This window comes from Halomonas aquatica, from assembly GCF_040196335.1.
Lineage (GTDB): Bacteria > Pseudomonadota > Gammaproteobacteria > Pseudomonadales > Halomonadaceae > Halomonas > Halomonas aquatica.
This window is the reverse complement of sequence record NZ_JBEGCJ010000001.1, coordinates 491565-502911: the sequence shown is the minus strand read 5'-3', so window position 1 is coordinate 502911 and position 11347 is coordinate 491565. Positions and strand designations below refer to the sequence as shown.

Sequence of the window (11347 nt, the reverse complement as noted above, 5' to 3'; positions counted from 1 at the left end):
CATGTCCATCCATGATCAAGAATGCCGCACCCAGAGCGGCGAGCCCTTCAACCTCCGCGCCCTGCGTGGCCAGGTGCTGCTGATCGTCAATGTGGCCAGCCAGTGCGGCTTCACCCCTCAACTGAAGGACCTCGAGCGCCTCTACGTTCGCTATCGTGACCGCGGGTTCACGGTGCTGGGGTTTCCGTGCAACCAGTTCGCCCGCCAGTCACCGGAGTCGGCGCTGGATTTCTGTCGCTTTGCGGAGCACCGGTACGGCGTTTCCTTCCCGCTGATGGAGAAGGTTCGGGTCAACGGCAGGGGCGCCCACCCCCTGTTCGTCGAGCTCAAGCGCCAGGCGCCGGGGATGCTGGGCATCGGCATGATCAAGTGGAACTTCACCAAGTTCCTGGTCGGCCGGGATGGCCGGGTGATCCGTCGTTTTTCCCCCCGCGACGGCGAGGTGGAACTTCGCGAGGCCCTGGAGAAGGCCCTGGACGAGCCCTGAGCGGGCTGCGTTCCATCGGCTCGTTCCAGCCCGGGTGAACGCCGGGTCACCTGGGGAGGGTCGCGGAATCTCGCTCACGGTATCTCGCCGCGCTCGACCATCACTCTACCCATCAGCTCGTTCCAGCGGTGGCGTGTCATCATCGTGGTCAGCCCCGAGAACAGCGCCCAGATCTTGCGTCGCCAGCCCTTGAGCCGCAGGTTGTGACCCACCAGCTGCTTCATCAGCCGGTAGTCGTCGAACGAGCGCCACTCGCCGGCCACCGAGAGCTGCTGGCGGGCCAGCACCGGGGCGAGCTCCAGGCGGAAGACCCACTCCAGTTCGCGCAGGCTCAGGTCGTGTCGCTGGATCTCGGCCACCATGCGGGCGTAGTCGGTCTCGCGGGGCTCGCGCTCCAGCCACAGCGGGGCCAGCGCAAGCCACAGTTCGCCGCGTTCATCGACCAGGGTCTGCGCATCCATCCAGTCTCTCCATGCAGGGTTTGCCATCAGGCCAATCAGGCATCGTGCACCAGCCGTGAAAAGGCCTCAAGGGCGGACAGCCGGCCTCGGGGCCGCTAGAATGTTGCCCACTGCCGATACGATCCATGCATTCGTGCCACTCATTCGATACCGGCGGTCGTGGCCAGACGTCGCGTCCGTCAGCCAACAACGAGGTCAGTCGTGATCATCAAGCCCAAGGTCCGCGGTTTCATCTGCACTACCACCCATCCCCTCGGCTGTGAGCAGAACGTGCTCGAGCAGATCGAGGCGACCCGAGCGCGCGGCCTGGACAAGGCCCGCGGCCCCAAGAAGGTGCTGGTGATCGGCGCCTCCAGCGGTTACGGCCTGGCGGCGCGTATCACCGCGGCCTTCGGCTACGGCGCCGATACCCTGGGCGTCTTCTTCGAGAAGCCCGGCACCGAGAAGAAGCCCGGCACAGCCGGCTGGTACAACAGCGCGGCCTTCGACAGGTTCGCCAAGGCGGAGGGGCTCTACAGCAACTCGATCAACGGCGACGCCTTCTCCCACGAGGCGCGTGACAAGGCCATCGAGCTGATCAAGCAGGACATGGGTCAGGTCGATCTGGTGGTCTACTCGCTGGCGTCACCGGTGCGCAAGTTGCCCGACAGCGGCGAACTCAAGCGCTCCAGCCTCAAGCCGATCGGCGAGACCTACCGTGCCACCGCCATCGACACCAACAAGGACGCCATCATCGAGGCCGAGGTCGAGCCCGCCACCGAGCAGGAGATCGAGGATACCAGGGCGGTCATGGGGGGCGAGGACTGGGAGCTTTGGATCGATGCCCTCGACCGCGCCGGTGTGCTGGCCCCGGGCGCGCGCAGCGTGGCCTTCAGCTACATCGGCACCGAGATCACCTGGCCGATCTACTGGCACGGCGCCCTGGGCAAGGCGAAGGAGGACCTGGATCGCGCCGCCGGTGAGATCGACAAGCGCCTCGGCTCCAGTGGCGGCGGTGCCAACGTGGCGGTGCTGAAGTCGGTGGTCACCCAGGCGAGTGCCGCCATCCCGGTCATGCCGCTCTACATCGCCATGGTCTATCGGGTGATGAAGGAGAAGGGCCTGCATGAGGGCACCATCGATCAGCTCAACCGGCTGTTCGGCGAGCAGCTCTATGCGCCCGAGGGGCAGGGCGGCGAGATGGCCACCGACGAGGCCGGCCGCGTGCGCCTGGACGACTGGGAACTGCGTGACGACGTCCAGCAGGCGTGCCAGGACCTGTGGCCCCAGGTGACTACCGAAAACCTCTTCGAGATCACCGACTATGCCGGCTACAAGCACGAGTTCCTGAAGTTGTTCGGCTTCGAGCGCGACGACGTGGACTACGACGCCGACGTGAATCCGGTGGCGGACTTCGATGTCGTGAACCTGTAGGCCCCTCGTGTGACGTCACTGACGCGGCATGTCGGTGTGGTGGTGCTGCCCGGTTTCTCCCTGCTGGCCGAGGCCTGTGCCACCGAGCCTCTGTTCGTGGCCAATCGGCTGGAAGGGCGTCCCCTCTATCGGCTCACCATCTTTGCCACCGCGTCAGGCCCCGTGGCGAGCGCCTCCCAGCAGGCGCTGATCCCCCAGGCCGAGATCGGCGAGGTGGATGAGTCGCTGGACCTGCTGCTGGTGTGTGCCCCCGGGCCGCTCTCCGGTAGCGTTCCCGAGGCCCTGGTCGACTGGCTGCGTCGGCTGGCCGGGGGAGGGGTGCTGTTGGGGGGCGTCGGCGGCGGTACCGAGGTGCTGGCCCGAGCCGGGGTGCTGGATGGCTACCGAGCCACGCTGCCCTGGCAACGCTTCGATGCCGTTTCCGACGCCTTCCCCCGGGTCCGCCTCTCGCGGCAGCTGTTCGAGATCGACCGAGATCGACTGACCTGTGGCGGTGGTACCGCGGCCATGGACATGATGATGACCCTGGTGGGCAGCCAGCATGGTCCCCGGCTCGCAGAACGCATCTCCGAGCACTTCGTGCTGGAGCGCATCCGGATGGGCGATGAGCCTCAGCATGTGCCGCTGCGCGCACGCCTGGGGCATGCGCCCGAGAGCCTTGCCGAGGCGGTGACCCTGATGGAGGCCAACATCGAGGAGCCCCTCACCACCCATGAGCTGTCCGAGCATCTGGGCATCTCGCGGCGTCAGCTCGAGCGGCTTTTCAAGAAGTACCTGCAGGCGGTGCCCAGCCGCTACTACCTGGACCTGCGTCTGCAGCGGGCGCGTCGCCTGTTGCGAGAGAGTGACCGCCCTGCCGGCGAGATCGCGCTGCTGACCGGCTTCTCATCGGCGGCCCACTTCTCCACCGCCTACCGCAACCACTTCGGCATCACTCCCCGCGAGGAGCGGCTGATCTGACCCCATGCCATGGAGGCTCGATGACGGCGCTGCGGCCCCACCTCTTCCTGTTGATGGTGGTGATGATCTTTTCCGGCAACATCCTGGTCGGCAAGGCCCTGGCGGACCTGCCGCCCTTCACCATCTCGATGGGCCGGGTGGCCATCGCGCTGGTCGTGATGCTGCCGCTGGGCTGGCACCAGGCGCGCCAGGGCTGGCCGGTGTTCCGCCGCCACTGGCGGCCGTTGCTGGGCCTCGCCCTCTCCGGGGTGGCCTTCTTCAATGCGCTGATCTATGCGGCGTTGAAGTTCACCTCGCCGACCAATGTAGCCATCCTCGAGAGCCTGATCCCGGTGGCGACCCTGCTGCTCAGCGTGCTGCTGCTGGGCGAGCGCTACCGTCCCCTGCAGTGGTTCGGCGTGGTGGTCTCCCTGAGCGGGGCCGTGGTGGTCATCACCGCCGGGGAGGGCGTCGATCTCGTGCCTGGCGGGGTCAACCCGGGGGACCTGATCATGGGGCTGGCGGTGCTGGTCTGGGTGGGCTATTCGCTGATGGTCAAGGAGCACATGGCGCGCTTTCCTCGTTATGGCGGGCTGCTGGCGATGCTCATCATCGCCAATCTGGCGCTGGCGCCCATCGCCCTGCTGGAGGGCGCCTGGCAGTTGGTGCCGCGGCTGTCCACCGCCGAGCTGGCCGGGCTCGGCTATCTCGGCATCTTCCCCTCGGTGGTGGCGCTGTTGCTCTACAACAGTGCGCTGGCCGACATCGGGCCCTCCCGGGCTTCGATCTACCTCAACCTGCTGCCGGTGTTCACCATGCTCGGTGCCTGGTGGTGGCTGGGCGATACCATCCTGGCGGTGCAGGTGGTCGGCAGCCTGGTGGTGATCGTCGGGGTCTGGTGCACCCTCTCTCCGTCGCCTCGGCAGGCGAGTGATTCCGGCCGCTCGTCCTGATCAGGCGGGGCGGGCCAGCAGGGCGCGAAACAGCGAGCCCATCATCACCGGGGTGTCCTGTTCGATGAGAAAGCCCGCCTCAGACATCAGCGGACCGGCCTGGCGGGTAATATCGGTGGCGATGGCCGAGGTAACGGCGTTGAGCCCGCGGCGGGCGATGCTCGCCGGTCGGTCGTCGGCCTGGAACTTGTCCATCACGCAGAGCTGGCCGTCCCCCTTCAGCACCCGGTGGGCCTCGGCAAGCCCCTTCGCCGGGTCGGGCATCACCGCCAGGATCAGGTGCATCACCACGACATCGAAGTGATCGTCTGGGTAGGTGAGGCGCTCGGCATCCATGACCTCTGCCTGGACATCTCTCCCGAGGCTCTCGGCGCGGCGCTCCAGGCGTCTGACCATGGCCGGCGACAGGTCGGTGGCCTGGAGCTCGACATCACGTGGCAGCCAGGGCAGGTCTAACCCGGTGCCGGCACCGACCAGCAGCACCCGCATGCCGGGGTGCCAGTTCACCTGTTCCAGGGCCCTGCGGCGAGCATCACGGAAGGCGCGCTCGGCCACCAGGTCGTAGACTGGCGCGTAGAGCCCATAGCGGATCCGATTCCAGGCCGTGGTGTTGAACATGTCGGATTCCTCATGGGCGGTGGCTTTCAAGCCTATCCCATCCAGCCTACCCCATTCAGTGTCGAAGATGAGGTCGCACCCGCATCCGTTGCCTTTTACACAACTCGCCGTCCCATTGCTGAAAGCTTCCCGACCTGGTGCTCCCTATACTCGACTGACAGCAGATCCGTGATTCCGAGAATGGAGAGCCACATGAGCCAGACCCCGACCCGCGCCGACTTCGACCAGTACATGGTGCCCAACTATGCCCCCCAGCAGGCGATTCCGGTGCGTGGCGAGGGGAGTCGCCTGTGGGACCAGTCGGGCAAGGAGTACATCGACTTCGCCGGCGGCATCGCCGTCAACGCCCTCGGCCACTGTCACCCGGTGCTGGTAAACGCCCTCACGGAACAGGCCAACAAGGTCTGGCACCTGGCCAACGTCTATACCAACGAGCCGGCCCTGAAGCTCGCCCGGGCGCTTACCGAGCGCACCTTCGCCGACAAGGTGTTCCTCTGCTCCTCGGGTGGCGAGGCCAACGAAGCGGCCCTCAAGCTGGCGCGTCGCTGGGCCTACAACGAACATGGCGAGCGCAAGGACAAGATCATCTCCTTCCGCCAGTCGTTCCACGGCCGCACCTTCTTCACCGTCAGCGTCGGCGGCCAGCCCAAGTACTCCCAGGGCTTCGGGCCGGTGCCCGGCGGCATCCTGCACGCCGAGTTCAACGACCTTGAGGCGGTGCGTGAACTGATGGGCGACGATACCTGCGCGGTGATGGTCGAGCCGATGCAGGGCGAGGGCGGCATCGTGCCGGCCACCCAGGAATTCCTCGAGGGCCTGCGGGCGCTGTGCGACGAACACCAGGCCCTGCTGATCTTCGATGAGGTGCAGACCGGCGTCGGACGCAGCGGCTCGCTGTATGCCTACATGGAATACGGCGTGACCCCGGACATCCTGACCAGTGCCAAGTCGCTGGGCGGCGGCTTCCCGGTGGGCGCCATGCTGACTACCGATGCCATCGCCCCGGCGATGGGCATCGGTACCCACGGCTCCACCTATGGCGGCAACGCCCTGGCCTCCGCCGTGGCGCTGGCCGCGGTCGAGTTCATCGACACCCCGGAAGTGCTGCAGGGCGTCAAGCGTCGTCACGCGCTGTTCCGGGAGCATCTCGAGGAGATCAACCAGAAGCACGGCGTGTTCCAGGAGATTCGCGGCATGGGCATGCTGATGGGCGCCCAGATGTCTACCGCCTATGAGGAACGCGCCAAGGACATCCTGCCGCTGGCCATCGATGAGGGCCTGATGGCGCTGATCGCCGGGCCCAACGTGCTGCGCATGGCCCCCTCGCTGGTGATCCCCGAGGCCGACATCATCGAGGGCATGGCGCGCCTCGAGCGCGCGGTGGCGCGAATGGTGGCGGGGCAGTGAGCCCCGGCTTTCCCATGAGCGACGATCCGTCCATTTCCGGAGACCCTGCCATGCTGGTCATACGCCCCGTCCGCCCGGCGGACCTGCCGTCCCTGGAGCGGCTGGCCGGCAACGCCACGCCGCGCCTGACCAACCTGCCGGCCCACCGCGATCGTCTGGAGGAGCGCATCGCGCGTTCCCAGCGCGCCTTCGCAAGCGAGGTCGAGGCGCCCGGCGACGAGCACTACATCTTCGTGCTCGAGGACCTGGAGCGCGGCGAGGTGGCCGGCACCGCCACCATCCGCGCCCAGGCCGGCGCCCGTGAGGCCTACTACACCTATCGCCAGGAGACGTTGATTCACGCCTCCCAGCAGCTCGACGTGCGTCGCGAGGTGCCGACTCTTTCGCTCTCCCATGAGGTCTCCGAGGCTACCCTGCTCTGTGCGCTGTCGCTGGATGCCCGCTACAAGGGCACCAGTGCGGAGAGCCTGCTGCGCCGGTCGCGGCTGATGTTCATCAGCCAGTATCCGGAACGCTTCGCCGGGATCCTCGCCATGGCGTTCCCCGGTTACCTGGACGACCAGGGTGAGTCGCCGTTCTGGAACAGCGTGGGCCGCCACTTCTTCGTGCGCGACTACCAGGAGATCAACTACCTCGCCGGGGTGCGCTCGAAGAGCTTCATCGCTGAGGTGATGCCGCAGTTTCCGCTCTACCTGTCGCTGCTTACGCCCCAGGCCCGCGCCGCCATCGGCCGTGAGCATCCCGGCCACGAGTCGGCGATGAACGAGATGCTGGCCGAGGGCTTCCTGCGCTCGCGCCATGTGGACATCTTCGATGCCGGCCAGGTGATCAAGGCGGAGCGCGAACGCCTGGCGAGCTTCCGTCGTGCCGCCTGGCATCCGGTCCGCGTCCGCCCGGCCCATACCCTGCCCGATGCCGAGCCTGCCATGGTCGCCAACCAGCGTCTGGTGGACTTCCGTTGTGTGGTGGCGCGCTACGCCCTGTCGCCCACCGGCCAGTTGATGCTCTCTCCCGAGCACGCCGAGCTGCTGGGGGTGGAGGAGGGGCGCGCCGTGCTGGCCGCGCCGCTGGCCCTGCCTGGTGTGGGAGACGGGAGTGAGCACGAACCGGGCTATGACGAGGGAGAGCTGTGATGCGGATGAGACCGATCGTCGAGACTGATCTGGACGAACTGCAGGCCCTGGCCCGGGAGACCGGCGTGGGCTTCACCTCGTTGCCCGACAACCGCGACTTCCTGGCCGCCCGGATCGCCTCCACGGTAAGCGCCTTCGAGGAACGCACGCCGGTGGATCAGCGGCTTTACTTCTTCGTGCTGGAAGACGAGGAGATCGGTCGGCTGGCAGGGTGCTGTGCCATCGAGGGCCAGGTGGGACGCGAGGTTCCCTTCTACCACTATCGCCTGGGGACGCTGGCCCATTCCTCGGTGCAGCTCGACCTGCACCGCACCATCGACACCCTCTTCCTGAGCTCCGACCACACCGGGGATGCCGAGGTGGCCTCGCTGTTCCTGAGGCCCGAGTATCGCGGCGGCGACCACCGCCATCAGCGCAACGGCGCGCTGCTGTCGATGATGCGCTGGCTGTTCATGGCCGAGTTCCGCGATCGTTTTCCCGGAAAGGTACTGGCCGAGATGCGCGGCGTCTTCGACGAGCGGGGGCGGAGCCCCTTCTGGGAGTGCCTGGGCAGCCACTTCTTTCCTCTGGACTTCGACGAGGCGGACAAGCTCACGGGACTCGGCCAGAAGAGCTTCATCGGCGAGCTCATGCCCAAGTTCCCGATCTATACGCCCTTCCTCTCCGACGAGGCGCGCGCCTGCATCGGCCAGGTCCACGAACATACCCGCCCGGCGCTGGCCATGCTCAAGAAGCAGGGGCTGCGCTGGGAGGGCTACATCGACATCTTCGACGGTGGTCCCACCGTCGAGGCCTATATCGATGACGTACGCGGCGTGAGGCTGTCGCGGCGCTGCCGGGTGGAGGTCAAGGCCGGCTCCCTCGAGCAGTCGCCTCGCCCGCGCTGGCTGGCAGCCACCACCGGGATGGCCGGCTTCCGTTCCGCCTGGCTGGGGCGAGGCCCGGACGAGGAAGGCGTGGTGACCCTCGACGAAGCCGAGGCGCGCCGGCTGGAGGTCGCCGCCGGCGACACCCTGCGCATACTGGATACCGAGGAGGAGGCGTGATGAAGGCTAGACGACAACTGCTGATCCGTGGCACCTGGCACGAGGGCGAGGGCGAGGCCTTCAGCAAGCACGACCCGGTGTCAGGCGAGCATCTCTGGGAGGGCAGGGCCGCCGCCGATGCCCAGGTAGGAGCCGCCGTGGCGGCCGCCCGCGAGGCCTTCCCTGCCTGGGCCCGCACTCCTTTCGCCGAGCGTCAGGCGCTGGTGGAGCGCTTCCGCGAGGTGCTCGAGCAGCACCGCGAGGACCTGGCCACGGCCATCGCCCACGAGACCGGCAAGCCCCTCTGGGAAGCCCGCACCGAGATCGGTGCGATGATCGGCAAGGTGGCGATCTCCATTCGCGCTTATCAGGAGCGCACCGGCGAACGCAGTCGCGACCTGGGCGAGGCCACCGCCGTGCTGCGTCACCGGCCCCACGGCGTGATGGCGGTGTTCGGCCCCTACAACTTCCCCGGCCACCTGCCCAACGGCCACATGGTGCCGGCGCTGCTGGCCGGCAACAGCGTAGTCTTCAAGCCCAGCGAACAGACGCCGCTGACCGCCGACCTCACCCTGCAGTGCTGGCAGGAGGCGGGGCTGCCCGACGGGGTGATCAACCTGGTCCAGGGGGCCGCCGCGACGGGCCAGGCGCTGTCTGCTGATCCCGGCATCGACGGTTTGCTGTTCACCGGCAGTGCAAGGGTGGGGGGCATCCTGCATCGCCAGTTCGCCGACCAGTTCGACAAGATCCTGGCCCTGGAACTCGGCGGCAACAACCCGCTGGTGGTCAAGGACGTGCCCGACCAGGAGGCCGCCGTGCTGAGCATCCTGCAGTCGGCCTTCCTCTCCGGCGGCCAGCGCTGCACCTGCGCCCGGCGGCTGGTCGTGCCCGAGGGCCAGGTGGGCGATCACCTCCTGGATGCCCTGAGTGATGCCATCTCGCGGCTGCGGGTGGCGGATCAGTTCAGCGACCCCGCGCCCTTCTATGCGGGCCTCGCGAACGTGGCGGCCGCCGATGGCCTGCTGAAGGCCCAGGAAGACCTGGAGGCGCTGGGCGGCACGGTGCTGTCGCGCATGGAGCGCCTGGAAGCCGGCACCAGCCTGCTCAGCCCCGCCCTGATCGACGTCACCGGCCTCGATGTGCCCGACGAGGAGCACTTCGGCCCTCTGCTCAAGGTCTACCGCTACCGAGACTGGGACGACGCCCTGCGCCTGGCCAATGACACGCGCTATGGCCTCTCGGCCGGGCTGATCGGCGGCGAGCGCAGCGACTGGGACGACTTCCTGCTGCGCATCCGCGCCGGCATCGTCAACTGGAACCGCCAGACCACCGGCGCCTCCGGCGACGCACCCTTCGGCGGTGTGGGCGAGAGCGGCAACCATCGCCCGAGCGCCTATTACGCGGCCGACTACTGCGCCTACCCCGTCGCCTCCATGGAAAGCGAGGCATTGAACCTGCCCGAGAAGCTGCCGCCGGGGGTGGTGCTATGAGCGATGAGGTGAGCCAGGAGCGCAACGAGTCGACACGCGAGGTCAATTTCGATGGCCTCGTGGGCCCGACCCACAACTACTCCGGTCTGGCGCTTGGCAACGTGGCCTCGATGAGCCACGGTGGCCTGGTCTCCAATCCCCGGGAAGGCGCCCTGCAGGGCCTGGGCAAGATGAAGTCGCTGATGGATGCGGGTTATGCCCAGGGCGTGCTGCCGCCCCAGCAGCGTCCAGACCTGGGAGTGCTTCGCCAGCTGGGCTTCATCGGCAGCGATGGCGAGGTGCTCGCCCGCGTATCGAAGGAAGCCCCGCAGATCCTGCGGGCGGTGTGCTCGGCCTCCAGCATGTGGACCGCCAATGCCGGCACCGTGACCCCGAGCGTTGATGCGCCGGATGGCCGGGTGCACTTCACCCCGGCCAACCTGCAATCGAGCTTCCACCGCTATCTTGAGCCGGCCACCACCGGCCGGGTGCTTGCGGCAGTCTTCAAGGACGAGCGCCGCTTCGCCCATCACCCGGTGCTGCCGGCCACGCCGGCATTCTCCGATGAGGGCGCGGCCAACCACACCCGGCTCTCTGCCTCTCACGGTGAGGTCGGTGTGCACCTGTTCGTCTTCGGCCGCCAGGCCTTCGGTGGCGATGGTGTCGAGCCGACGCGGTACCCGGCACGCCAGACTCTGGAGGCCAGCCAGGCCGTGGCCCGTCAGCATGGCCTGACGCAGGCCCAGACGGTGTTCGCCCAGCAGCACCCCGGGGCCATCGATGCCGGCGTCTTCCATAACGACGTGATTGCGGTGGGCAATGGCCCGGTGCTGCTCTACCACGCCAAGGCGTTCCGCGACGAGGTGGGCACCCTGGACGAGTTGCGCCGAAAGATGGCCACGCCGCTGATCCCGGTGCGGGTGCCGGAAGAGGCGGTGAGCCTCGAGGACGCCGTGGGTTCGTATCTGTTCAACTCGCAGCTGCTCTCCAACCCGGACGGTTCGATGACCCTGGTGGTGCCCGGCGAGTGCCAGGAGAACGAGGCGGTATGGCGCACCATCCAGGACCTGTTGATCGCCGGCCCGAACCCGATCAACGAGGTGCTGGTCAAGGACGTCAAGCAGAGCATGCGCAACGGCGGCGGCCCCGCCTGCCTGCGTCTGCGGGTGGCGCTGTCCGGCGCCGAGCGTGCCGCCCTGACCGGCCGCGTGCTGCTCGATGACGCCCTCTATGGCGATCTCACCGCCTGGGTCGAGCGCTACTACCGTGATCGACTGGCGCCCGAGGACCTGGCCGATCCGCAGCTCGCCGCCGAGACCCTCACCGCCCTGGACGAGCTGACGCGGATCCTCTCCCTCGGCGCCGTCTACCCCTTCCAGTTGGGCTGACCGCCGGTCGGCGAGGGGACCCACAACGCCGAGGCCGGGCAATCCATGCCCGGC

General features: G+C 67.7%; 11 protein-coding genes. 9 read left to right on the top strand and 2 right to left on the bottom strand.

Going from position 1 to position 11347, the window contains the following annotated elements; translation table 11 throughout:
- Position 1: 1 nt before the first annotated feature.
- Positions 2-487, top strand: a complete 486-nt coding sequence (locus tag ABE960_RS02285) for a glutathione peroxidase (RefSeq protein ID WP_349760599.1) — start codon at positions 2-4, stop codon at positions 485-487.
- A 74-nt stretch (positions 488-561) separates the two neighbouring features.
- Here ABE960_RS02285 and ABE960_RS02280 read toward each other — a convergent pair whose 3' ends face one another.
- A complete protein-coding gene (locus tag ABE960_RS02280) occupies positions 562-948 on the bottom strand; it encodes a DUF7079 family protein (protein WP_349760598.1) in 387 nt (128 codons plus the stop codon).
- Positions 949-1149: 201 nt separating this feature from the next.
- Between ABE960_RS02280 and fabV the strand changes: the two genes are divergently transcribed.
- The 3 genes from fabV to ABE960_RS02265 are packed head-to-tail and all read left to right on the top strand — an operon-like array spanning position 1150 to position 4253.
- Positions 1150-2361 carry an enoyl-ACP reductase FabV gene (gene fabV, locus ABE960_RS02275; RefSeq protein ID WP_349760597.1) on the top strand — a complete coding sequence of 404 codons (1212 nt, stop codon included), beginning with the start codon at positions 1150-1152 and terminating at the stop codon, positions 2359-2361.
- 39 nt (positions 2362-2400) lie between these two features.
- A complete protein-coding gene (locus ABE960_RS02270) occupies positions 2401-3321 on the top strand; it encodes a GlxA family transcriptional regulator (RefSeq protein WP_432765329.1) in 921 nt (306 codons plus the stop codon).
- Positions 3322-3341: 20 nt separating this feature from the next.
- Entirely contained in the window at positions 3342-4253 is a 912-nt protein-coding gene (locus ABE960_RS02265; RefSeq protein WP_349760595.1) for a DMT family transporter, read from the top strand.
- Here the strand turns inward: ABE960_RS02265 and ABE960_RS02260 are convergent, their stop codons facing one another.
- Positions 4254-4871, bottom strand: a complete 618-nt coding sequence (locus tag ABE960_RS02260; RefSeq protein WP_349760594.1) for a class I SAM-dependent methyltransferase — start codon at positions 4869-4871, stop codon at positions 4254-4256.
- A 192-nt stretch (positions 4872-5063) separates the two neighbouring features.
- Here ABE960_RS02260 and ABE960_RS02255 point away from each other — a divergent pair, with 192 nt between their 5' ends.
- Genes ABE960_RS02255 through astB form a run of 5 tightly spaced genes read left to right on the top strand, consistent with a single transcriptional unit; the run spans position 5064 to position 11293 of the window.
- The gene (locus tag ABE960_RS02255) at positions 5064-6278 is read left to right on the top strand and encodes an aspartate aminotransferase family protein (protein ID WP_349760593.1); all 1215 of its coding nucleotides are present in this window, start codon (positions 5064-5066) and stop codon (positions 6276-6278) included.
- A 50-nt stretch (positions 6279-6328) separates the two neighbouring features.
- Positions 6329-7411 (top strand): arginine N-succinyltransferase, encoded by a 1083-nt coding sequence (locus tag ABE960_RS02250; RefSeq protein WP_349760592.1) that lies wholly within the window; start codon positions 6329-6331, stop codon positions 7409-7411.
- Positions 7411-8457: an arginine N-succinyltransferase gene (gene astA / locus ABE960_RS02245; protein ID WP_349760591.1), complete on the top strand. Its 1047-nt coding sequence runs from the start codon at positions 7411-7413 to the stop codon at positions 8455-8457. Before ABE960_RS02250 ends, astA begins: the two co-directional genes overlap by 1 nt.
- Positions 8457-9926 carry a succinylglutamate-semialdehyde dehydrogenase gene (gene astD / locus ABE960_RS02240; protein WP_349760590.1) on the top strand — a complete coding sequence of 490 codons (1470 nt, stop codon included), beginning with the start codon at positions 8457-8459 and terminating at the stop codon, positions 9924-9926. The genes astA and astD overlap by 1 nt, the downstream gene beginning before the upstream one ends.
- The gene (astB, locus tag ABE960_RS02235) at positions 9923-11293 is read left to right on the top strand and encodes an N-succinylarginine dihydrolase (protein ID WP_349760589.1); all 1371 of its coding nucleotides are present in this window, start codon (positions 9923-9925) and stop codon (positions 11291-11293) included. Before astD ends, astB begins: the two co-directional genes overlap by 4 nt.
- Positions 11294-11347: the final 54 nt, after the last annotated feature.